This window comes from Nocardia brevicatena NBRC 12119 (genome assembly GCF_000308495.1).
Classification (GTDB): domain Bacteria; phylum Actinomycetota; class Actinomycetes; order Mycobacteriales; family Mycobacteriaceae; genus Nocardia; species Nocardia brevicatena.
The window spans coordinates 332,459-355,014 of record NZ_BAFU01000070.1 but is presented as its reverse complement, the minus strand read 5'-3'; the positions used below and the strand labels follow the sequence as shown (position 1 = coordinate 355,014).

24 protein-coding genes are annotated in these 22,556 nt (G+C 67.3%); 11 read left to right on the top strand and 13 right to left on the bottom strand.

The genetic code is table 11. From position 1 onward, the window contains the following. The first annotated feature begins 494 nt into the window (after positions 1–494). The 4 genes from ON20_RS20675 to ON20_RS20660 are packed head-to-tail and all read left to right on the top strand — an operon-like array spanning position 495 to position 4,184. Positions 495–1,139, top strand: a complete 645-nt coding sequence (locus tag ON20_RS20675) for an ABC transporter permease (RefSeq protein WP_040837712.1) — start codon at positions 495–497, stop codon at positions 1,137–1,139. Continuing rightward, entirely contained in the window at positions 1,136–2,467 is a 1,332-nt protein-coding gene (locus ON20_RS20670; RefSeq protein WP_051162931.1) for an ABC transporter ATP-binding protein, read from the top strand. Before ON20_RS20675 ends, ON20_RS20670 begins: the two co-directional genes overlap by 4 nt. Further along, positions 2,464–3,201, top strand: a complete 738-nt coding sequence (locus tag ON20_RS20665) for an ABC transporter permease (RefSeq protein WP_040837710.1) — start codon at positions 2,464–2,466, stop codon at positions 3,199–3,201. The genes ON20_RS20670 and ON20_RS20665 overlap by 4 nt, the downstream gene beginning before the upstream one ends. Then, positions 3,198–4,184, top strand: a complete 987-nt coding sequence (locus ON20_RS20660; RefSeq protein ID WP_040837709.1) for a glycine betaine ABC transporter substrate-binding protein — start codon at positions 3,198–3,200, stop codon at positions 4,182–4,184. Before ON20_RS20665 ends, ON20_RS20660 begins: the two co-directional genes overlap by 4 nt. A gap of 222 nt (positions 4,185–4,406) precedes the next feature. Here ON20_RS20660 and ON20_RS20655 read toward each other — a convergent pair whose 3' ends face one another. After that, positions 4,407–5,792 carry a flavin monoamine oxidase family protein gene (locus ON20_RS20655; RefSeq protein ID WP_040837708.1) on the bottom strand — a complete coding sequence of 462 codons (1,386 nt, stop codon included), beginning with the start codon at positions 5,790–5,792 and terminating at the stop codon, positions 4,407–4,409. A 342-nt stretch (positions 5,793–6,134) separates the two neighbouring features. Beyond that, positions 6,135–6,779, bottom strand: coding sequence for a transcriptional repressor LexA (gene lexA / locus ON20_RS20650; RefSeq protein ID WP_040837706.1), 645 nt, complete (start codon positions 6,777–6,779; stop codon positions 6,135–6,137). 337 nt (positions 6,780–7,116) lie between these two features. Here lexA and ON20_RS20645 point away from each other — a divergent pair, with 337 nt between their 5' ends. Further along, a complete protein-coding gene (locus ON20_RS20645; protein ID WP_040837847.1) occupies positions 7,117–8,148 on the top strand; it encodes an NAD(P)H-dependent flavin oxidoreductase in 1,032 nt (343 codons plus the stop codon). A gap of 101 nt (positions 8,149–8,249) precedes the next feature. Here ON20_RS20645 and ON20_RS39100 read toward each other — a convergent pair whose 3' ends face one another. Further along, complete coding sequence (locus tag ON20_RS39100; protein ID WP_040837705.1) at positions 8,250–9,377, bottom strand: helix-turn-helix transcriptional regulator; 1,128 nt, start codon at positions 9,375–9,377, stop codon at positions 8,250–8,252. Positions 9,378–9,534: 157 nt separating this feature from the next. Between ON20_RS39100 and ON20_RS36605 the strand changes: the two genes are divergently transcribed. The 3 genes from ON20_RS36605 to ON20_RS20625 all read left to right on the top strand — a co-directional run bounded on the left by ON20_RS36605 (position 9,535) and on the right by ON20_RS20625 (position 11,337). Then, positions 9,535–9,843 (top strand): hypothetical protein, encoded by a 309-nt coding sequence (locus ON20_RS36605; RefSeq protein ID WP_157228923.1) that lies wholly within the window; start codon positions 9,535–9,537, stop codon positions 9,841–9,843. 316 nt (positions 9,844–10,159) lie between these two features. Then, on the top strand, positions 10,160–10,798 hold the full coding sequence (locus ON20_RS20630; protein ID WP_040837703.1) for a maleylpyruvate isomerase family mycothiol-dependent enzyme: 639 nt from the start codon (positions 10,160–10,162) through the stop codon (positions 10,796–10,798). 131 nt (positions 10,799–10,929) lie between these two features. After that, complete coding sequence (locus ON20_RS20625; protein WP_040837846.1) at positions 10,930–11,337, top strand: TIGR03668 family PPOX class F420-dependent oxidoreductase; 408 nt, start codon at positions 10,930–10,932, stop codon at positions 11,335–11,337. A 33-nt stretch (positions 11,338–11,370) separates the two neighbouring features. Here ON20_RS20625 and ON20_RS20620 read toward each other — a convergent pair whose 3' ends face one another. The 6 genes from ON20_RS20620 to ON20_RS20595 all read right to left on the bottom strand — a co-directional run bounded on the left by ON20_RS20620 (position 11,371) and on the right by ON20_RS20595 (position 16,184). Continuing rightward, positions 11,371–11,952, bottom strand: coding sequence for a TerD family protein (locus ON20_RS20620; protein ID WP_040837702.1), 582 nt, complete (start codon positions 11,950–11,952; stop codon positions 11,371–11,373). Between the two features lie 60 nt (positions 11,953–12,012). After that, positions 12,013–13,011: a glycine betaine ABC transporter substrate-binding protein gene (locus tag ON20_RS20615; protein ID WP_040837701.1), complete on the bottom strand. Its 999-nt coding sequence runs from the start codon at positions 13,009–13,011 to the stop codon at positions 12,013–12,015. Further along, entirely contained in the window at positions 13,008–13,784 is a 777-nt protein-coding gene (locus ON20_RS20610) for an ABC transporter permease (RefSeq protein ID WP_040837700.1), read from the bottom strand. Before ON20_RS20610 ends, ON20_RS20615 begins: the two co-directional genes overlap by 4 nt. Beyond that, positions 13,781–14,956: an ABC transporter ATP-binding protein gene (locus tag ON20_RS20605; protein WP_040837699.1), complete on the bottom strand. Its 1,176-nt coding sequence runs from the start codon at positions 14,954–14,956 to the stop codon at positions 13,781–13,783. Before ON20_RS20605 ends, ON20_RS20610 begins: the two co-directional genes overlap by 4 nt. After that, positions 14,949–15,599 (bottom strand): ABC transporter permease, encoded by a 651-nt coding sequence (locus tag ON20_RS20600; protein ID WP_040837698.1) that lies wholly within the window; start codon positions 15,597–15,599, stop codon positions 14,949–14,951. The genes ON20_RS20605 and ON20_RS20600 overlap by 8 nt, the downstream gene beginning before the upstream one ends. A gap of 84 nt (positions 15,600–15,683) precedes the next feature. Beyond that, the gene (locus tag ON20_RS20595; RefSeq protein WP_083865104.1) at positions 15,684–16,184 is read right to left on the bottom strand and encodes a MarR family winged helix-turn-helix transcriptional regulator; all 501 of its coding nucleotides are present in this window, start codon (positions 16,182–16,184) and stop codon (positions 15,684–15,686) included. Between the two features lie 180 nt (positions 16,185–16,364). Here ON20_RS20595 and ON20_RS20590 point away from each other — a divergent pair, with 180 nt between their 5' ends. After that, positions 16,365–17,588, top strand: coding sequence for a hypothetical protein (locus ON20_RS20590; protein ID WP_245547339.1), 1,224 nt, complete (start codon positions 16,365–16,367; stop codon positions 17,586–17,588). A gap of 172 nt (positions 17,589–17,760) precedes the next feature. Then, entirely contained in the window at positions 17,761–18,486 is a 726-nt protein-coding gene (locus ON20_RS20585) for a DUF1906 domain-containing protein (RefSeq protein ID WP_040837697.1), read from the top strand. Between the two features lie 88 nt (positions 18,487–18,574). Here the strand turns inward: ON20_RS20585 and ON20_RS20580 are convergent, their stop codons facing one another. Then, entirely contained in the window at positions 18,575–18,934 is a 360-nt protein-coding gene (locus tag ON20_RS20580) for a hypothetical protein (RefSeq protein ID WP_051162929.1), read from the bottom strand. 118 nt (positions 18,935–19,052) lie between these two features. Then, positions 19,053–19,850 carry an Rv1157c family protein gene (locus ON20_RS20575; RefSeq protein WP_040837696.1) on the bottom strand — a complete coding sequence of 266 codons (798 nt, stop codon included), beginning with the start codon at positions 19,848–19,850 and terminating at the stop codon, positions 19,053–19,055. An 823-nt stretch (positions 19,851–20,673) separates the two neighbouring features. Between ON20_RS20575 and ON20_RS20570 the strand changes: the two genes are divergently transcribed. Continuing rightward, positions 20,674–21,936: a mannosyltransferase gene (locus ON20_RS20570; protein WP_051162927.1), complete on the top strand. Its 1,263-nt coding sequence runs from the start codon at positions 20,674–20,676 to the stop codon at positions 21,934–21,936. Here ON20_RS20570 and ON20_RS20565 read toward each other — a convergent pair. After that, positions 21,854–22,171 (bottom strand): 4a-hydroxytetrahydrobiopterin dehydratase, encoded by a 318-nt coding sequence (locus tag ON20_RS20565; RefSeq protein ID WP_040837694.1) that lies wholly within the window; start codon positions 22,169–22,171, stop codon positions 21,854–21,856. The two genes, ON20_RS20570 and ON20_RS20565, sit on opposite strands and share 83 nt — an antisense overlap. A gap of 81 nt (positions 22,172–22,252) precedes the next feature. Beyond that, positions 22,253–22,429, bottom strand: coding sequence for a hypothetical protein (locus ON20_RS37435; RefSeq protein ID WP_086009027.1), 177 nt, complete (start codon positions 22,427–22,429; stop codon positions 22,253–22,255). Between the last annotated feature and the right edge of the window lie 127 nt (positions 22,430–22,556).

The window sequence follows — 22,556 nt, the reverse complement described above, 5'->3', positions numbered from 1 at the left end:
GGCCGCGCTCCCGGCATCCGGAATGTGTAGGTCATGGGCGGCTCCTGTCCCTTCGATTCGACTGCGTCGCTCACCAGACACCGGGTCTCCCCATTCTGTGACACCAGGCGTTCGTGACAGGCATCACCCGGCGAGCCGTCGTGGACCGAGTCGGCAGCACCTCATATGCGACCCGCTCGGCCGGCGATATCCTCGTCGGCGCCGGGCGCCGTGCCCGCAGGCAACGCCGAGGGCAACTCGACCGTTGACCCACCGACGCGAGCGGCCTACCCTTCCCCTGGTCGGCGGACCGGTCACCGCGGGAGTCCGCATGCCACGGTGGTTCGGCGGACGCCGTGCCACCCGGCGCCATTCGGCGCTCCCGACGTCGGTCGCGGTCGCCGATCCGTCCGAAGGGGCAGGCCCGGTGCCTCCGCTCACCCTTCGGCGGCTCGCGCGTCCGGTGGTCACGCGCGGACAAGTGTCTGCCGGCTTCGGCCGACGAGGGGAATCCCGTGGATTTGTGGAGCTACGTCCGAGGACGGGGAGAAGTGCTGGCGTTCCTCACCTACCAGCATGCCTCCCTGGCGTTTCAGACCGTCCTGGTCGGGACCGTGGTCGCTGTCCTCATCGCGGTGGCGGTCTATCGGCTACCGCTGTTGTCCGCGCTCTCCCTGACCTCGAGCCGGGTGGCGCTGACGATTCCTTCGCTGGCGCTGCTGGCGTTGCTGCTGGTCCCGTTCGGCCTGGGTGTGGTCCCGTCGTTTCTCATGCTGGCGTTCTTCGCGGCGCTGCCGGTGACCGGCAACGCGATCGTGGGCCTGCGGTCGGTGCCGGCCTCGGTCGTCGAATCGGCGCGCGGTATCGGCTTTTCGCGGTGGCGCATCCTGCTGACCGTCGAACTGCCGATCGCCTGGCCGGTGATCCTCACCGGTATCAGGGTGTCGACCCAGATGATCGTCGGTGTCGCCGCTGTCGTCGCGTATGTTCTCGGGCCCGGCCTCGGATCGTTGATCTTCAACGGTCTCTCCCGGCTCGGTGGCGCGAACGCCCTGGAGATGGCGTTGACGGGCACCATTCTCATCGTCCTCGTCGCGTTGGTGTTCGACGCGCTCCTCGTCCTACTCGGACGCCTCACAATCGCGAAGGGACTGTTATGACCGAGGCCGTGACAGGTGGGCCCGACCCGACCACACCGGATCGCATGGTGACCGGTGTGTCCATCACACTGGATTCGGTCGTCAAGCGGTACAAGGGCCAGGAGAAGCCGGCGGTCGAGCGTCTCGACCTCGAGATCGAGGCGGGCGATATCGTCGCGTTCGTCGGCCCGTCCGGCTGCGGTAAGACGACCACGCTCAAAATGATCAACCGGCTGATCGAGCCGACCGAAGGCCGAATTCTCATCGGCGGTCGCGATGTCACCGGGGAGGACCCCGACAGGCTGCGGCAGTCGATCGGGTATGTCATCCAGTCCGGTGGCCTGTTCCCGCACTGGACCGTGGCCAGGAACGTCGGGGCCGTTCCACGGGTGCTCGGGTGGGACAAGAAGCGGATCGCTGCGCGCACCGAGTACCTGCTCGAACTGGTCGGTCTCGACCCCGGCGCCTTCGCCGACCGGCTCCCGAAGGATATGTCCGGGGGACAGCAGCAGCGGGTCGGCGTCGCACGCGCGCTCGCGGCGGACCCGCCGGTACTGCTCATGGACGAGCCGTTCGGCGCGGTCGATCCGGTCACCCGGGCCCGCCTGCAGGACAGCCTGCTCGCGATTCAGCAAGAACTGGGTAAGACCATCGTGATCGTCACACACGATTTCCAGGAGGCCACCAAGCTCGGCGACAAGGTGCTCATCCTGTCCGAAGGGGGCCACGTCGAGCAGTACGCGCCTCCGGAGACGATCCTCGCCAACCCGGCCACGCCGTTCGTGGAGGAGTTCGTGGGGTCCGGCGCGAAGCTCGCGTATCTGACCGTATCGAGGGTGCGCGATATCGCCTGCGACACGGTGACCACCGCGCGGATCGGCGAGTCGGCGCAGACCGCGATCGAACGTGCGAAGGCCGCCGGACACACCTGGGTGGTCGTCGTCGACGCAGCCGGACGGCCGCGTTCGTGGCCCACCCTCGCGGAGCTGGCCGCCAAACCGGAGGTCTCCGATTTCCTCGACCGGCGGCTGCCCGTCGTCGCGCGATCCTCGACCCTCAACGACGCGCTCGACGCCATGCTCGCGACCGGCCAAGGTGCCACTCTCGTCACCGACGGCCGCGGCGCGGTCGTCGGCTCGCTCGGCATCGGCGCAGTGACCGAGATGATCCGGGACAAGCTCGCCGACACACGCGACGAGAAAGGGAACATCTCGTACGCGACCTATATCGACGGAACCGACCCGGCGGCGACCCCGGTCGTCACGGCCGACGGAACGCCGGGAGCCGCAGGCGGCGGAGAACCCCCGGCGGTCGCCGTCGACGAACGCGGAACGGCCGAGCGCTCATGAGCCGGCTGCGCCGCCTTCCGATCGACGTCTGGTTCGAACCACTCGTCATTGCCGTCATCGGTATCGGATACGTCCTCTGGTACCGGTCCACGCCGTTCACCGCGACGGAGCGGGCGTCCCTCGGCTGGGCCAATCTGCGGACCACCATCCTCGAACACCTCGAGCTGACCCTGGTGGCCACGGTGATCGTGGTGGCCGTCGCGGTCCCGCTGGGTATCGTGCTGACCCGCCCCGCGGTGCGGCGGTTCGAGCCGCTCGCCGTCAATATCGCCAATATCGGCCAGGCCGCGCCCGCGGTCGGCCTACTCGTCCTGTTCACCTTCTGGTTGGGCACCGGTTTCCGCACCGCGGTCGTGGGTCTGGTCGTGTACGCGGTCCTGCCGATCCTGCAGAACACGATCATCGGCCTGCGGCAGGTGGATCGGCGCACGATCGAGGCGGCGCGCGGCATCGGCTTCTCGGGCACCCGGACGCTGTTCCAGGTCGAGCTACCGCTCGCGGTGCCGGTGATCCTCAACGGTGTGCGCACCGCGCTGGTGATCCTGGTGGGGACCGCGACATTGAGCACGTTCATCGGCGCGACCGGTCTCGGCACGCTGATCACGACCGGCGTCACCCTCTTCCTGCCCAGGCTGCTCATCTCCGGTGCGATCCTCGTCGGGCTGCTGGCGTTGACCATCGATTGGCTCGGCAGGCTCGTCGAACTGGCCGCGACTCCGCGAGGGATCTCATGAGACCACCACGAGCGCGACAGGTCACGGTGATTTCCGCACTCGTCGTGACGATGGCGGTGCTCGCCGGGTGTGGTCTGGTGAGCTCGTCCGGAACGTTCCATCATGCGCGTCTACCGGGCGGTGAGCGGCCGCTGGACGGTGCGAAGCTGGTCGTCACCTCGAAAAGCTTCACCGAAGGCGTACTGCTGGGCAAGATCACCGCGACCTATCTGGCCGCGGCGGGCGCCGATGTCACGGACCTGACCGGGGCACCGGGTTCGGCCTCGTCGCGCCAGGCCCAGCTGGGCGGCGACGCCGATGTGCTCTGGGAGTACACCGGCACCGGGTGGGTCAACTACCACAACCGGACCGAGACGATCCCGGACCCGCGCGAGCTCTGGCAGCGCGTCCATGACATCGAGAAGAGTGAGCACAACCTGGAGTGGCTCGAGCCCGCCAACTTCGACAACACGTACGCGTTCGCCGTGTCCACGCCGACGGCCGAACGCCTGAAGGTGAAATCCCTGTCCGACGTGGCCGCGCTCCCGGTCCCCGAGCGGACCTTCTGCGTGGATGACGAATTCTTCAGCCGGTCCGACGGTTTCGTTCCGATGCTGCGGAAGTACGGGATTCCCTACAACGATCCGAACGGTGTTCCGGCGGGCAATGTCACGCGCATGGACGCGGGTGTCGTCTACCCGGCGACGGCCAAGGGTGCCCCATGCAATTTCGGTATGGTCTACACCACCGATGGGCGGGTCGAGAACCTGGACCTGGTCGTCCTCGACGACGACAAGAAGTTCTTCCTGCCCTACAGCGGCACGGCGGTGGTGCGCGGCGAGATCATCGACCGCTATCCGCGGTTGCGTCCCTTGCTCGCGACGGTCTCCGAGCGCCTCACCGATGGGCTGATGCAGGACCTCAACGGTCGCGTCGATATCGAGGGACAGGACCCCGCCGACGTGGCCTACGACTGGTTGAAGAGCGAGAGGCTGGTCGAATAGGCGGGTTTCGCCGTGCGGCGCAACGTGGTTCGTACCGTCGGTTCGGACGCACGGCGGGTCCGTCGCCGCCGGTCGCGGACATCGCCGTCCGGCTTCCGATGTCCTGTTCTGGACGCGAAGGTCCCCGGCTACGCGGCCGTCGCGCACAAGCCCTGATCCGAGGCGGTATCGCGCCGGGAGCACCATGCTCTTCGTGCCGGGCCGCCGCGGACGCCGCGGGTTTCAGCGGTTGTTCGCCCTTTCTCCGGCTACCGCCGCGGTGTCGTGGGCCATGACTTCGTTCACCGCCCGCTCACCCGAGCGAACGGCTCCGTCGACCCAACCGCACATGACGGCGGAGCTCTCGGTTCCGGCCCAATGGATGCGACCGCACGGCTCCCGCAGGGCAGGGCCGAACTGGGTCAGTACCCCGGTGGGCGCGTGGCTGAGCATCCCGCCACCGGAGTATCGCTCGGTGCTCCAGTCCTGCTCGATGTAGTCGACGGGAGAGCCGGCCTTGTCGCCGAACCGCTCGACGAGCGCATCGAGTACCGCCTCTCTCCGCTCGGCTTCGCCGAGTCGGCCGATCCGCCGCGCGATGGGCCCCTCGGTGATGACACACAGGACCCCGGGCCGGCCGGTGTCCGTGCAGGCATCGATGGTGATGGTGGCCGGTGATCCCGGTGCGACCGACTGTCCCGACAGTCCGTCGGCGCGCCAGAACGGTTCGTCGTATACGACGGAAATCTTGATGATCGAACCGCTCGGCATCCGCTGATGCAACATCGATCGGTCGACCGGCAGCGTCGGTTCGTAGACGATCTGGCTCGCGATCGCCAGGGGAACCGTGACGATCACCCGGCGTGCGCGCACGGTGAACCCGTCGGAGCGCACCGTCACCCCGTCGGCGTCCTGACGGATGTGCCGGACGGGTTGCGACAGGTGGATCGAATCGCCGAGTTCGGCCGCCATCGGACGGTATATGGCCGCCATACCGCCGACCGGTCGAGCGTCCTGGGCGCCGTCCTCGGTTCCCAGGACGAAGCCGGGTCCGCCCCCCGACGCCATCTGGTACAGCGCGAAGAGGAGCGACACTTCCGAGGCGGCGGAGGTGTAGGCGCCGGCGATGGCGGTTTCGAGGAGTTCGTGGGCGGGTTTGGACACGATGTGGTTGTTCAGCCATTGCGCCAGGGTGGTGCGATCCCATTTCTCGGCATTCGCCGCGGTCCACGGGGTCTGGAGGGGGACCGACTTGCACAGGTGGCCCAGATCGAGAAGCGCCGCGCCGAGGTTCATCGTCGCCCAAGGACTCATCGTCCACGGGACCGTGCCCGTGTAGCGATATTGTTTGCCGTCGATCAGCACCATGGCCTCGCCGTCGATGTACTGCTTGTAACTGGGCACCCCGAACTCGCCCATCAACGCGAAGATCCGGTCCTGACCGGGGCCTACCCAGGCACCACCGCGATCGATCCAGGACCCGTCCGCGCGTGTTTCGGTGAACGTGCGGCCGCCGAGCCGGTCGCGGGCCTCCAGCAGTGCCACCGATTGCCGGGCCCGATTCAGCCGCAGGGCGGCGGTCAATCCGGCAAATCCCCCACCGACTACGCAATAGTCGACGTCTGTCATGAGCGCCGCCCTCGTGTCGAAGTTCTGTGTGCGGCCGTCGTGCGGCCGGGCGTACTATTCGCTGCACCCCGAGACAACGGGTGCGAATCGCCTGGAATCCGGCTCGAGCGTCGAAATTGTCCAGCAATTCTATGGCAATTCCGGAACCGATTCCATCGTTCATCCCGCTGTCGGTGGCTGTCGGTCGGGAGTGCGCCGCCGGCGAACGCGTAGCCCGGCGGTCAGGAAGGGGGCCGCGGCCCGGGTGTACTCCTGGTACGCCTGCTTCCCGCCCTGTTCGCCAGGACCCGTCGCGACGAACCCGCGCCCGCACCCGCGGCCTGACCCGGAGGGACCGGCGGCTCAGACGCGACGCATCACCGAGACGACCTTGCCGAGAACCACCGCGCGGTCGCCGTCGATGACCTCGTAGGCGGGATTGCGCGGCTCCAGATAGACATGGCCGTTGCGGCGGCGGTAGACCTTCACCGTCGCCTCGCCGTCCAGCATGGCGGCGACGATCTCACCCGAATGCGCCTCGGGCTGTTGTCTGACCACCACGATATCGCCGTCGCAGATGGCGGCGTCGACCATCGAATCACCCCGCACCCGCAGACCGAACAGGGCCCCGCGGCCGACGAGACCGCGGGGCAGCGTGAGGATGTCATCGGTGTGTTCCTCGGCGAGGATGGGACTGCCCGCCGCGATATCGCCCACCACCGGGACCGGGACCGAGTCGGTTTCGGGTTGTCGGGTTTCGGCCGCGTGCAGGAACAACCGCACGTCCATCGGCCGGGAGACGCCCTCGCCTCGGCGCAGGAACCCGCGCTCCTCCAGGCTTTTCAGGTGTTTGGACACTGCGGAGGACGAGCGCAGACCCACCGCGTCGGCGATCTGCCGGGTGCTCGGTGAATATCCGTGGCGGACCACCCAGTCCTGAATGGCGGCCAGGATACGACGCTGTCGCGGCGGCAGCGTCGAGGTGTCGAGGTGGTCGTATTCGTTCACCGGGGGATCCTATGGTGTACCGCCACGGTCGGATACGACGGCGTCACGCGGACCATCGGTGTGCCGGACCGGCCGGAAGCAGGTCGTGTGGGGTTCGCTCCTCGATCCACGACCCTCTTCACGAGCTCGCCGGTCCTTGCCTCCTGGACAGACGAAAGCCATGTACGACATGCGGGACAAGGGCGGCAAGGTTGTGCATCGGCGGTCGGTGCCGTTCGAGATATTCTTCGGCCGCGGCCCCTGGCGAACCTGCGAGCGCGTCGCGGGCCGCGTATGTGTCGGGATCGGATGCCGGCCGGTACGGAACGGGTCGGCAGTATGGACGGAGGGACAGGTCTTGTTCGATTTCGGGAAACTCGAGATCCCCCTGATCGCCGCCCCGATGGCGGGAGGTCCGTCGACTCCGGACCTGGTCGTGAACGTCGGCGAAGCGGGCGGGCTGGGATTCCTGGCCGCCGGTTACCGGATCCCGCAGGGCCTGGATGCTCAGATCCGCGAAGTGCGCGCTCGCACGGACAAGCCGTTCGGGGTGAACGTGTTCGTGCCGCAGGAGGGTTCATACGATCCGCGCGCCGTCGAGGAATACCGGTCGCGGCTGCGGGAGACCGCGCGGCGGTACGGGATCGAACCGCCGCCGATCCGCGAACGCGACGATGACTGGTTCGGCGAGAAAATAGACCTGCTGGTCGAGTACGAGGTGCCTGTCGTATCGATGACCTTCGGTCTGGCCCCGCCAGAGGCCGTTCGCAGGCTCCGCGATGCCGGTTGCGCCGTGGTCGCGACCGTGACCGACCTCGACGAGGCCCGTGCCGCGGTGGACGCGCGGGTCGACGCGCTATGTGTGCAGGGGCCGGACGCGGGCGGGCATCGCGCGACGTTCCGGGTCGAGGACGAACCGGGTACGGTGCCGCTGCTCGATCTGCTCGACGAGATCACGCCGTGGTGCCCGGTGCCGGTAATCGCGGCCGGCGGGATCGGCACCGGAAAACAGATCGCCGAAGCGCTCGCGCACGGGGCGGTGGCGGTCCAACTCGGCACGATATTCCTCCGCACCCCGGAGTCCGGGGCGAAGCCGGCCTACAAGGAAGCGCTCGGCGACCCGCGATACACCCACACGGTGATGACGCGCGCGTTCTCCGGGCGACCCGCGCGTGGGTTGGCGAACGAGTTCATCGAGACCTACGACCGTTCGGCACCCGCTGCGTATCCGCAGGTGCACCATCTCACGAGCCCTCTGCGCGCGGCCGCCGCGGAACAGGGGAACGCCGAGGATATGGCGTTGTGGGTCGGCACCGCGTTCCGTCACGCGGTACCGGATTCGGCGGCGTCGATCGTGCGGCGGCTCTGGAAGGAAGCACGCGCGTCCTGAGCTGTATGGAACGGACGTTTGAGAAGGCTCGTGGTGGCTGTAGCACTCGTCAGGCGACGTGGAATCGTTGCCGGTGGGTGCGTGAGCAGCGGTTGTTGCTGCTAGACGCGGGTCCCGCCGGCTATTTCGTCCCTCAACATGCGGAGTGTGAGCGAATGTTTCGCCGGGGGTAAGGCGTCCAACGCCGCACGTGCCAGTTTCACGCCTTGTGCCCGGTCTCCGGCTCGCACGAGCATCAGCCCTCGGTGCATGTCCAGGTGGGTGCGGAAGCGGGGCAGAGACTCGGGCAGTTCCGCGCGGGCGGCCTCCTGTGCTCGGACGGCCATGCGCTCCTCCCCGAGGCGAGCGGCCAGTAGAGACAGAAAAACGTTTACCCGCCACCAAGGCACGGCGTAGTCGCTTGCCTGTTCTTCTGAGCCGGACCTGTCGAACTCATGGCGGCCTTGATTGATCAACGCCAGCGCAGTGCTTCGATCACCTTGGACAGCGGCGGCATGCGCTTTGCCCCACAACGCGTTCAACCGGCCGAGACCGGGTCTGTCATCGATGCCCAGGGCTTGATCGGCGAACCGGTGCGCCACCGGAAGCGAGGCCCCCTCGTAGCCGAGCGCGATAGCGGCTCGACCCCGCACCCAGACCCGGATATCGGTGTCCTCGGATCGGTCGGCGGCCTCGGCGGCCATGTTGTACCACCTGACTGCCTTGTTGCCGTCCGAGCCGGGAAACGTCTTGGCGAACAAGGTCATGAGGCGAGCGGCTACAGCCCACATGCGCGGCGCATCCAATTGTTGTTGCAGCACCACCAGATCGGCGGCCAGTCGGCGTTGGATCTCGGCGGCCCCGGCGCTCATATAGTCGGTGCCGTACACCGAAAGCTTGTGTTCCCACTCGTCCACGGTCGGACCGGTGTGGTGTAGGCGTGCCGAGGACCCCTGCGCCAGCAAGTCGGATGCCACGACGGGGGCGACCGATGTCGCTGCCAAGTGGGATAGGAAGTTTCGCCGATTCACATTCGACTCCAACATCTCCAGGGGACAGTCCAGGACTGTTGCCAGGTGCCGCAGCCAGAACGGGGACGGCTCGGTGGCACCGGATTCCCAACGCCGCGAGATGTATTCGCGATTGATGTTCGCACCAGAGACCTTGCACAGTTCGTCGGCGAGCCTGCCTTGCGACCAACCCTTGATCGAGCGAAGCTGCCGGATCAACTCACCGGTACTGCTGCCCATACCTACGATCTTCCCCGTCCGGGCGGCACGTGGGAAGCACTCGGTGCCTTGGGAGGTGGGATGCCACCTCCGATGCCACTACCAGGAGGTGACAGTGCCCACGCGCCTTTAATCCATATTTATGCCACTGCGGTACGGCGGGTAGGAAGCGTCAGGCTTGGAACGCGTCCCGGTGCCGGGCGACGACCGTATCCCCGGCACCGGTTCGTTCCAATATCACGTAACCTACAGGGGGCGCTCGATGGCCACATCAAGCCAATTGCCGCGACGACTGGTGCGCGTCGACTTCGGAAATGGTCGAAAATATCCCACGGTTGCCTACACCGCACCGCCCGATGTCATCGCAAGGTTCCTTACTGCGCTGAGATTGTGGAATCCCGAGTACAAGGCGGAAGTCGAGCCGATCGACAATCCCGACGACAATGTGCCACCTATGCCGACGTGGCGACTGTGGGCGTGGGACTGATGCAGCGCTGGATCACAATGGTGGTTTGTGTGTGGTACGTCGCCTCTCGTCTCGCCTTTATCGCGGCTGCCGCAATTACTCCGGTCATTCTGGTTGCAGGTCCGGCCCACCTTCCAAGTGAGCGGGCCTCATGCCGATGAATTCCGGGCCGCGATCCGTCGAAGTTGAACGCACCGACGATGGATATGACGTGGTTCGAGGTCGGAGAACCGACATCCCTCGAGCTGTGCTCACTTGTCGGTGGGGGTGAGTAGCGTGGCCGGCGTCTCCGGCGAGAGCTTTGCCGAGTTTCCGACCGCCGCAATCTGGAGGAAAAGTGGAAGATGTGTGGCCCGTGGTGCGTGCGGAGCGGTTGGCGCTCATCGCGGACCTGGACGAGCTGACGGACGAGCAGTGGCTCACGCCGTCGCTGTGCTCGGGCTGGACCGTGCACGATGTGCTCGCGCATATCGTCGCCACGGCGAAGACCTCGAGGCCGAGCTTCTTCCGGGATTTCGCCCTCGCGCGGTTCGACTTCCACCGTTTCACGGCGAACGGTGTCGCACGGGAACGGTCGGCACGGCCGCGCGAGACGCTGGAACGGCTTCGGGCGGTGGTCGATCGGAAGACGTCACCGCCTGCCCCGCGGGACAGCAGGCTGGTCGAGATGATCGTGCACGGGGAGGATATCCGTCGCCCCCTGGGGATCCCGCGGACGTATCCGACGGCGGCGATGGCCGATGCGCTTCGGATGCAGGTCCGCACCACGGTGGACTTCGGTGGCGGTAAGGAGCTCGTCGGCGGGCTCGCGTTGGTCGCCGAGGACACCGAGTTGTCGTTCGGGTCCGGACCGGCCGTGCGCGGTCCGCTCCTTTCCCTGTTGTTGGCCGCGTCCGGACGGGCGGTAGCCGCGGACGATCTCACCGGGCCGGGGCTACCGATATTGGTGGAGCGCCTGGGCGGGGCGCGGCACTGAACGGGAGACGGTCGCCGGCTGCGGGGTGCTGTGCCCGGGTGGGGCGCGCGGTGGTGGCACGGCAGGTGCATGAGTCCGCTCGAATGCGCGACCATGGTGTGGGGCCGATCCGGTAGGAGGGTGTGGTGCGGCTGAGCGAGGTGCAAGCGCGGGCACGGTTCGCCCGAGGGCGGGTGGCGCGGTTGGCGACGGTCACCCGGAGCGGGAACCCGCATATCGTGCCCATTGTCTTCGCGCCGGTCGGCGAAACCGTCTACACCGGCGTCGACGCGAAACCCAAGTCGACGACCGCGTTACGGCGACTGGAGAACATGGCGGCGAACCCGAATGTAGCCGTGCTGGTCGACCATTACAGTGAGGACTGGGCACGGCTGTGGTGGGTACGCGCCGACGGCACGGCGCGGTTGGCCGAGGCGGATGAGGCGCGCACGGCCGTGGAACATTTGGCCGCGCGCTATCCGGTGTACCGGACCCAGCCGCCGCCGGGTCCGGTGGTCGCGATCCGCATCACGCGCTGGTCGGGCTGGTCGGCGAGTTGACACTGCCCGGACGGCTCGGATGTCGGCCGGTTTTCATGCCATCGCGAAGCGCAGCAGGGCCTGCTTATCGCCCTGCTTGATCTTGCCCTTGCGGTTGAGCACCTCGAGCTGCCAGACATCGCCGTTGCGGAACGCGCGGGCGACGGCATTGGCATTGTCGGTGCCGAGCAGCGACGGCCAGATATCGGCGACCTGCTGACTGCTGCCGCCGGTGCCGTCGTAGATCTTGAACGAGATGTTGTTCGCCTTGTCGAAGGATGAACCCTTCTTGAAGGCCGCGGCGACGAAGATGATGGCGTCGATGGCGCCCGGAACGTCGGCGAAGGTGACGTGCACGGTTTCGTCGTCGCCGGAGGCGGCGCCGGTCTGCTCGTCACCGGTGTGCAGGACCGCGCCGTTGCCCAGCGGATCGAGCGAATCGAGTCCGGCGAAGCGCACCGGCTCGCTGCCCTGCATGAGGATAGCGATCAGGTCCAGGTCCACTCCGCGCTTACGGCGTGCCCAACCGAGCGCTCCACCGCTGGTGCCCGCGCTCGGGTCCCAGCTCACTCCGACACTCAACTTGGTGATCCCCGCGAGATCCGCTGCGCCGTCTTCCTTCTTGAGCGTGATCATGAGTTCACAGTACCGGGCGTTTTCGAACGCCGGCCGACGACGGTTCGCCGACCCGCGAGTTCATCGCGCGGTGATGAACCCCCGCCTCACCATCCAGTCACGCGCCACTTCCGCCGGCTCGCGGCCGTCGACATCGACCTGACGGTTGAGTTCGGTGATGGCCGTGTTGGTGAGCTGTTCGGAGATGGGCGCCATGACCTCGGCGACCCGGGGATGGGCGGTGGCGAAGTCCGCGCGCATGACCAGGGCCGCATTGTATTTGGGGAAATAGCTTCGGTCGTCGTCGAGGACGACCAGGCCGAGGGCGGGGATACGTCCGTCGGTGACGGCCACCGAACCGAAACGGCATTGGCGGCCATCGGCCACGGAGGTGTAGACGAGGGCGTCCTGGACGATGTTCTTGCGGACGGCGCTTTCGTCGATACCGTATTTCTTCGCCATACCGGGAAAACCGTCCTGCCGGACATTGAATTCGGTGCCGACGCAGGTGACCGCGGCCCCGGCGTCGGAATTCACCAGGCGGGCGTAGTCGGAGAGGGTGCGCGCCCCGGTGGTTTCGGCGGTGGCCCGGTTGGTGACCAGGGCGTAGGTGTTGTTCATGGGGGCCATGGCCGTCCACACCATATCGTTGGCGGCCAGGTCGGCGTCGCGGACGGCTTCGAACTGGCCGATTTCACCGGCAACGGGGGTTTCGTTGCCGAGGTAGTTCATCCATCCGGTGCCGGTGTAGTCGTAGGCGAGGTCGATCTGGCCGTGCAGTTGCGCGTCGCGCAGGCTGTTGGAGCCCTGGATATCGGTGAGGTCGCGGACATCGGCGCCGGCGGCGACCAGGGCGAACTCGATGAGGTAGCCGAGGATGTTCTGTTCGGTGAAATCCTTGGAACCCACGGTGACCGGGACGCCGGCCAGCTCCGGCACCGGTTGGATACTGCCCGGGCCGACCCGCAGCGGAACGGCACCGCCGGATTCGAGGCCGCAGCCGGCGATGAGGGCCAGAATGGCGCAGAGGACGGCGGATACCGCGCCCGAGCGGATGGGGAGGCGGAACCGTCCGGTCATCGCAGTCCCCGGGGTCCGAGGAATTCTTCGGCCAAGGCGCCCAACCAGTCCACCAGCAGTGCCAGGACAACGGCGAGCACGGCGCCCACCATCAGCGTCACGGTATCGCGCAGTTTGTAGCCGGTGTCGATGAGGATGCCCAACCCGCCCGCGCTCACCAGGAACGACAGGGTCGCTGTGCCGACCGCGAGCACCAGGGAGGTGCGCAGCCCGGCCAGGATGTAGGGGATGGCGAGCGGGAACTCTATCCGGCGCAGCACCATGGCCGGTGACATGCCCTGCCCGCGGCCCGCGTCGATGAGTGCGGGGTCCACCTGCCGGTAACCGAGGATCGTATTGCGCAGAACCGGCAGCAGCGAATAGAAGGCGATGGGCGCCACTCCGATCCAGAAGCCGGTGGTCTCGGTGACCAGATAGAACAGCACGATCAGGCCGATGGCCGGGGCGGCCGCGCCGATATTGGCGACTCCGACGAATACCGGGGCGAGGCGGCGGTATCCCGGCCGGGTCAGCAGGGTTCCGAGGGGGACCGCGACGGCCAGCACAATGGCCACCACCGTGGCGGTGATCAGCACATGCTGCCAGGTGACGGTCGCGATAGTGCCCGCGCGCAGGCTCGCCCGCTGGGTGACGGTGAGATCGCGGTCGAAAGCCCACACCAGCACACCTACCGCGAGGGCGAGGGCCGACGCCGGCTGCAGCAGCAGACGTAACCGTTCCGCATGGCGTTGTGCCGCCCGGGAAGTGGTCCGAACCGGGCCCGACGCTGTCACGGCGTTCTCCCCTCGTCGGTCCGGCTGTCGGCGTGTTCGGCGCGCTGCCGTGCCAGATGCCCGACCAGGAGATCGATGGTGACCACACCGGTGTATCGGCCGCCTGTGTCGGTGACGATCGCGCGGGCGGTGCTCTCCCGCAACAGCGCTTCCAAGGCGTCCTGGAGGGTGGCCTGGTCGGATATCGGCTCGCCCACCGGTGTGCCGGCGGTGCGCACGGATTCGGCACGGCTCGTTTCCGGCGCCGATACCCAGCGCCGGGGACGGCGCTCGGAATCCAGGACGAGCACCGGGAGCCGGTCGGCGTCGTCGAGCGCGCGTCGCAGGGCCTCGACCGGTGCGTCCTCGGTCACGGTGGGGCAGCGGTCGAGTTCGATATCGCCCACCCGGGCGAGAGTGAGCTGTTTGAGGGAGGCATCGGCACCGATGAACTCGGCGACCGTCTCGTCGGCCGGGTCGGCGAGGATCGCGGCGGGGGTGTCGTATTGGCGGATCCGGGACCGCGCGCCCAGTACCGCGATACGGTCACCGAGTTTGACCGCCTCGTTGAAGTCGTGGGTGACGAAGACGATCGTTTTGCGCAGCCCCGACTGCAAGCGCATCAACTCGTCCTGCAGGAGTCCGCGGGTGACGGGGTCCACGGCACCGAACGGTTCGTCCATCAACAGCACCGGCGGGTCGGCGGCCAGCGCCCGTGCCACCCCGACGCGCTGCTGTTGGCCGCCGGAAAGCTGTCGGGGGTACCGATCCCGGAACTCGTGTGGCGGCAGGCCGACCAGTTCCAGCATCTCGTCGACGCGTGCCGCGATGCGGTCGCGGTCCCAACCGAGCAGTCTCGGCACGGTGGCGATGTTTCGGCCGACCGTCATATGCGGGAACAGGCCCGCTTGTTGGATGGAATAGCCGATGCCGCGGCGCAATTCGTCGGCATCGATGGACAGGGCGTCGATGCCGCCGATGCCGATGGTGCCGGAGGTGGGCTCGATGAGGCGGTTGATCATCCGCATGGTGGTGGTCTTGCCGCAGCCCGAGGGGCCGACCAACACCACGACCTCCCCGGCCGGGATGGTCATGCTCACGGCGTCCACGGCCGGTTGCGTTTGTCCCGGATACCGTTTGGTGACCGAGTCGAGCACGATCTCGACACCGGATACGGGTTCGGAGTCAGCCACGGATTCCCCTCGAGGTGGTCGGTCGGCCCAGCAGCACCAGGATGCCGTCCAGCAGGAGAGCCAATGTGACGATGAGCACCGTGCCGGTCAGTGCCTGCGGTACCGCGTTCGGGGTGCCCAGTCGGGAGAGGCCGGAGAAGATCAGATTGCCCAGTCCGGGGCCTTTGGCATAGGCGGCGATGGCGAGGATGCCCATCAACATCTGGGTGCTGATGCGGATTCCGGTGAGGATCGACGGCCATGCCAGGGGGAGTTCGATCGCGGTGAGAACCCGCAACCGGCTCATTCCGACTCCACGGGCGGCGTCGGTGACCGCGGGATCGACGGAGGTCAACCCGACAATGGTATTGCGCAGAATCGGCAGCAGCGCGTACAGCACCATGACGGTGATGGTCGGCGCCACCCCGAGTCCGAGCAGGGGGATCAACAGGCCGAGCAGGGCGAACGACGGGACGGTGAGAATGGTGCTCGCCGTGGCCGTGGCTAGCGCGGAGCCGAGCGGACTGCGGTGGACGAGGACGCCCAGCAGCACCGCGGCCGGCGTGGCCACCGCCACCGATTGCACCACCGCCGAGATGTGCAGGTATGAGTCGGTGAGCAGTTGGTAGCGCCGGTCGACGACGAAATCCCACAGGGTGTCCAGGGTGCCCTCACCTGCCGGTTCGGTCGGGGTACGGGCGGCGGGAACGGTTGTGCGCGAATCCGGGTGGGAGCGAGTGCACCGGGTCTACCGCTCCCGCGTGGGCCGCGGCCACGGGTTGCGCTCGAGTCGCTCGACGGATTCGTTGAAGCGTTCGACCAGCCGACTCAACTGTTCGACATCCTCGTCCGCCCAGTCGGCGACGACCTTCTCGAGCCCGCGGTGGTTCTGGGCGAGATCGCCTTCCAGCAGTTCCAACCCCTTGGCGCTGGGACGGATCTTGCGAGCTATGCCGCCTTCGGGGTCGGGAACCCGGTCGACCAGTCCCTGGTCGAGCATGGCGGCCACCTGGCGGTTGATCGTCGAGATGTCGAGTTTGAACGCTTCGGCCAGTTCGCGCAGGGTGAGCGGGGCGCCGAGACGCAGCCGGGTCAGGATCAGGAATGCCGATCGGTCGAGCCGACAACCGGGGTTGCGGCGGGTGGCCGGGAAATGCCGGGACAGCAGGGTCAGCTCCAGCGAGAGCCGGGACACGACCGTGTCGCCCGGGCTGTCGGTGGCCGTGGGGGAAGCACCCGAATCGGACATCTGTTCACTATCCCGTCTGTCTTCCGCGGATTCCAAATAATGCATTACACATAATATGTGTATTACGCACTCATATCGGCCGGGGTGGGACCTCCGATATCGTCGGCTTCGGGCGACTGTAGGCGTACTCGGGCCACGAGCTCGGACGGGCGTGCCGGTCCGTCACCTTCGTCGCGTACCGTGACGAACAGTTCGTGGGAGGTGATGGTCTCGGAGCGCTGGATGGTACCGATCGCTGTAGACGAACCGGTCTGGATCGACTACACCGAGTTCGGTGAACGTTTCGTCACCCACGCGGTGACGGTGCGGCGGATCGAGGACGCCATCGCCGGTATCGCCGGCCGTGGAATCACGATCGGACCGTTTTCGCTGGGGCCCGCCGGGCTCGCGGGGTTCGTCGCCGAGGGCAAGATGGGCAGACCCGAGGTCGTCCGCAACGGCCCGGATATCGTCTTCGAAACCCGGATTCCGGCGTTCCTCGCGCTGAAGGTGCTGCTCGGCGGAAAGAAACTGCGGGTGGAGACGGGTGTGTTCATCGGTCTCACCCTGCATGCCCGCACCGCCGAGCCCCTGCTGGTTGTCATCGACATCCCACGGGTTCGCCCGAACGATGTGAACGTGGTGCTGCGCGCCCGCGCCGAGGATTCGATGAGCGAATGGCTGCTCGACCCGATCGTGGGACGCTTGCGGCGCGAAATCGCCAAACGGGTGAACACGCTACTCGCCGATCCGTCGACGCGGCGCAGTCGGATCTACGATATCGAGGCCATCGTCGCGGGCGTCCGATCCGAACACCGCGCGCGCACCGAATTCGACTGGATCGACTACGCCGAGTTCGGGCGGCGGTTCTTCCCGCGGATCGTCACCCGCGAGCGGGTATTCGAGGTGGTGGACCGGCTTTCCGGGCGCCGCATCGAAGTCGGACCGTTCCGCGCCGGACCCCGGGCCTCGGCTCAGGTCGAGGTGCACGGCGAGGTCGGGACCCCGGAACTGGCCGAACGGGTCCATCTCCCTGCGGAACTCGGCGAACGGCTCGTGCCCGCGCTACCGACTCCCGCGGCCGGTACGTCCGCCGTCCAGTTCGATCTGCTGGTTCCGGTGTCGCTGGACATCACCGTCGACGTGCTCAAATCCAACCACTACCGAGTGGATCTGGCGATCCCGCTGGTGCTCACCGCCCGTGCCGCCGCACCGCTGTGGATCGTGATCGAGGCAGCGCCCCCCGTGGCCGCCGATATCCATATGGAATTCGCGGCGGACGGATTGCGGGCGGCCGCGCTCGGGGTACTGGCCAAGATCAAGAAACAGGTCGTCGGCCAGGTGGTGCGGTTCGTGGAACGGGAATTGGCGGACCCGGCGGGGCGCACTGTCGACGTGGCCGAACGCATCGATCGGTTGCTGTGATCTCGACACCGCCACCTTCCGAGTTACGGGTGTGATGGATGGTCCTGGAGTTCCATATGTGATTGTGATGGAATGAGGGCACGTTCGAGGCTCCCGGCGCGCGTCGCTTTGGGGAAGGCGCGCCGGGCACGCTGTTGCCATTCCGTCCGATTGTGCGCGAAGGAGTCCTGCGATGCCATCTGCCCTGTCTCGACGTGCTCTTTTCGGATACACAACGGCGGCCGCGGTCGGCGCGGCGGTCGCTACCACCGGGATGGCGGTCGGCTCACCTCGTGCCGCCGCCCGGCCGCTCGGCACCCTGCTCGACTACTCGGCCGGAGTGCCCGCCGCGGAAGCCATCAAGAACGCGGGTCATCTCGGGGTGATCCGATATGTGTCGGATCGACGACCCGGTGCCGAATGGATGGTGGGCAAACCGCTGCGGCGTGCCGAGGTGGAGACGCTGCGGGCGGCGGGACTGCGGATCGTCTCCTGCTATCAGTACGGCAAGGGGCCGACGGCGGACTGGCGAGGTGGCCAGGAGGCGGGGAAGCGGCACGCCGAACGCGGCCTGGGACTACATCGCGCCGCGGGCGGTCCGGAGGGGCGGCCGATCTACGCCTCCATCGACGACAATCCGACTCCGATCGATTTCGCCACCTTGGTCCTGCCGTACCTGCAGGGCTGGCAGGCGGTGCTGGGCCAGGAGAACACCGGCGTCTACGCCAATGCCCCGACCATCGAACTCGCCCGGCTCGCCGGCGTGGGCTCCTGGTATTGGCAGCACAATTGGGGAACCCCCGCGGGCTTCGTCCACCCGGCGGCCCACCTGCACCAGGTCGAAATCGACCGCCGCACCGTCGACGGGGTCGGAGTCGACGTGAACGATATCCTCACTCCCGAATACGGCGCCTGGTGAGCAATCCGCGAATCGCGCCACCCGCCGGCGGATACCGCCCGGAGCGAGATGAGGTCGCCACGTCGTAGTGCGGCAGCGGACCCGACCCTCAGGTTTGGCAATGGCAGGTGGAGGCGACGCGCAGGTCGGGTTCGTCGTCGGGGACCACACGCAGACCGGGCCGGGCCTCGGGAGAGTCGTGGTTGCCCATCCAGGACAGCAGCGACCACCGTGACAGCCCGGACAGGGCCGAACCGAGACTGGCGAACGAGCCGGACGAGATGACCGAGGCGAACGATCCGACCGAACCGATCGACAGGATCGAGCCGACACTGCCGATGGACAGGATCGAATACGCCGATCCGATCGACAGGATCGAGCCTTCCGAGCGGATGGACAGGATCGACCGGTGGGCGCGTCGGCTGTGGAGGCCGGTGCGGGACTTCGTCGGAATGTCGAGAGTCGCCATGGGTCCCGGTTTACCACAGTGGCGGGATGCGCGGGAGGGGTGAACCGTTTCTCCGCACGTCGATGCAGGAGGCCCGGCAGGCGAGAGCCGTGCCGGGCCTCCTGCACACGGATGTGTGTCAGGCGACCGTAAAGAATCCGAGGGTGGGTACGAAGGAGCAGGTGCGTGCCGCGCCGCCCTCGACCTGGGTGGTCAACGAGCCGCCGATGACGGCCACGATCCGGCCGCGGCCGGTGTCGGCGATCGCCGACAGGGTGGCCGGACCGTCGGGGTTGATATTGGCCTCGGTGGTGAGCGGCTGTACGCCGGAGGCGCCGGTATCCAGGTTGCGCCACTGCACGGTCATCGGCGGGTTCTGTGTCGCGGTCGGCCGTTCGGTACCGAGCGCGGTGAACACGAACCCCGTCTGGCCCGCGGCCGGACCGGGCGGCGGCAGCTGCGCGGGCCCGGGGACGGCGAGCGCGGTGCCGACCGAATCGCCGGAGGGAGCGATACATCCCTGGCCGATGGTCGGGTAGAGGAACTGGGCGATGGCCGGGCCGTTCTCCGGAACCTCGACGCCACCCCCGCCGCTTCCGTCCAGGAAGGTGATGACGCTTTCCAGGGTGGACTTGAGCTGCGGCGACAGCGGTACCGTCGCGAGCAGCTTGCGCGCCTGGTCCAGAATCAGTGCCTGCGTGCTGCCCGGTGCGGCGATATTCCCTGCCGGGCCGGGGGCCGCGATCGCGTCCGCGACGACGGGAGCCAGGGCGACCAGGGCGTCCACGGGTACGCCTTCCGGCACCATTGGGACACTGTTCACCGACGCTGCGGGTGCCGCCGGGGCCGCGAGAGCCGTGGTCGGCGCCGCGAGGGAAGCGCTCGCGGCAATGACAAGCGCGGACAATGCGATCCGCGATCCTCGGGTGCGAAGCACTGGTCTAGCCGTCCTTACCTCGGGGTACATCGGGTCGACGCTGAAATGCCGTCGTTTCGGGGTCACTCTAAGGACATCCTTGCACCTTGTACAGCGACGGGGCCGAGTTCATGACTGTTACCCATTCGTGGTATAGAACTTTGGGGTGTGACCCGTGTTTCTGCTGTGATTATTGATGCAAATGTTATTTGGAGCGTGTCACGAGGACCCATACCGTCCCCTCCGGTTTCGTCACAGAACAATGATCGATTCCGACAGCGCCGCCACCGGACGGCGCAGCCCGCTCGGTCCATCGAAGTGACATACGACAGCACCCTTGCGCGAGAAGCGCCCCGCGCGACAGAGCCTCCGTCTACTCGGGGGCCTCACCACGGTGCCCGCGCCCGCCCCGAGTCCACCAACCGCAGCGATTCCGCGCCGGCGACCTCGTACGGGAGGAGGCTCGAATATCGGTCCCGGGCCGACACCCCCTCGGACGTCTCACCCGGTGGTCGGGGCCCGCCCCGAGGGCCCGGTTCGACCGGAGCGACGTGGCGTCGGCAGCGCCGCGCTGGGAGAGCCCGCGTTGCCGGGCCCGTCCACCACCTTCGCGGATGCCTCACCCTCGGTGGCCGGGGCACGCCCCGGGTCTGGACCGGCCGGAGCGACGTCGCGTCGGCAGCGCCGCGAAGGGAGGGAAGGCCCGGGGTCATGAGGACCCCGACCCGCGCCGCCGGAGGCGGCGCCATTGAACACAGCTAATGTAGTGCGGGCCGGAAGCACCTGTCGCCGAATCGCCCACCCCTGCGGGTCCGGCCGACGGCCCGACTCGAAAGCCCGTGTAGTGAACCAGTCCCGCGCCCGGACCGATAGCCGTCCGTCCGCCGCACCCTTCCGTCTTGCCGTAGCGGCACTGGGTCTGACCGTGCTGGCGCGAATGCTGTGGATGCTGTTGGCACCCAATGGGATGAACCTGGTCGATCTGCACGTCTACGTGGACGGTTCGGCCGCATTGCTGACCGAACATCTCTACGACTTCACCTACGCGGAGAAGACCCCGGATTTCCCCTTGCCGTTCACCTATCCGCCGTTCGCTGCGGTGGTGTTCTTCCCACTGCACTATCTGCCGTTCACCCTTGTGGCGGTGTTGTGGCTGTCGGCCATCGCGGCGGCCCTGTATTGGGTGGTGCGGATCGCGTTCGAACTGCTGCTGGGTGCCGAGGAGGCTCGCCGGCCGCACCGGAGTACGGCGGTCGTGGCCTGGACCGCGGTCGGGCTGTGGCTGGAGCCGGTGCGCACCACCATCGACTACGGACAGGTCAATGTCTTCCTGATGCTCGGTGTCATGCTGGCGGTCCGCAGCAGCCGCTGGTGGGTCTCCGGACCGCTGGTCGGCATTGTCGCCGGCGTCAAACTGACCCCCGCGATCAGCGGGCTGTACTTCGTGGCCCGGCAGCGCTGGGCGGCGGTGCTGTGGTCGGCGGTGGTTTTCGCCGCGACCGTGGGTCTCAGCTTCCTGCTCGCGCCGGCGGAGACCCAGCGCTATTTCGGCACCCTGCTCGGCGACGCCGACCGGATCGGACCCGTGGGTTCGGTATGGAACCAGTCGTTGCGCGGGGCGCTGAGCCGCCTGCTCGGCACCGATGTGGAGACCGGCCCGTGGTGGCTGGCGGGGGTCGCGCTGACCGCCGTGGCGGCCTGGTTCGCCTGGCGTGCGCTGCGCCGCGACGATCTGCTGGGCACCCTTGTGGTGGTGCAGTTGTTCGGGCTGATGGTTTCGCCCATCTCGTGGTCGCACCACTGGGGCTGGCTGCTGCCCGCGGTGTTGTGGCTGCTGTACGGGCCGTACCGGTCGATGCCGGGAGCGAAGATCCTGGCCGGTTACTGGCTGCTGACCACCCTCGTCGGGGCGCCGTGGGTGCTGTCGTTCTTCCAGGACTCGATCTGGACGATTTCCCGGCCGGGGGTGCTGTCCTGGCTGGGTGCGGTGGATGTGATCGGTGTGCTGGTGCTCTATGCCTGGATCATCCGGTCGGGCCGTCAGATCGGTCGGGTCGGTCCGCCAGCCGATCTATCCGTCGAGCCAGAGCCACGTCCAGTGCCGTGAGCCCGCCCATGGAATGGGTGGACAGGGTGAAGGTGACCCTGCGCCAGCGGATATCGATATCGGGGTGGTGGTTGGCGTCCTCGGCGGCTTCGGCCACCCGTCGCACAAGTTCTATACCCGCGGGGAAGGAGGGCGCCTGCACGGTGCGGGTAATGGCGTCACCGGCGCGGGTCCACTCGGGCAGCGAATCGAGCGCTTCGGTTATTTCGGCGTCGGAGAGCAGCTGAGCGGTCATAGTGGCCGTGATACCACGGCACGCGGGATTTCATGCCCGGTTTTCGCATGCGATGCGGCGGGATGAAAAAGCGGCGGGCGCTCAGGCAGCGCGCGCCTTCTTCAGGCCTTTTTTCAGATCTTTGCCGGTGACGCCCGCGGCCTCCAGGCGTTTCATCCGCATAATGACGACAGGGCATTTCACGCAGCGCGTCTTCTTGCGGCAGCATTTCTTCTTCGGCTTAAGGTGCGAGACCTCTTTCGCCTTGACCTTGCCCATGGCGAGTTAGCTTACCCTAACCGGCATGCACCGGAGGAGGGGTGCGGCGGTGCCGGTAGGGTGTAACAGGCCGCGATGCCCGGAGTTCGCGTCTCCCTGTCGCAGGGTCCGGCCGAACAGCACAAGC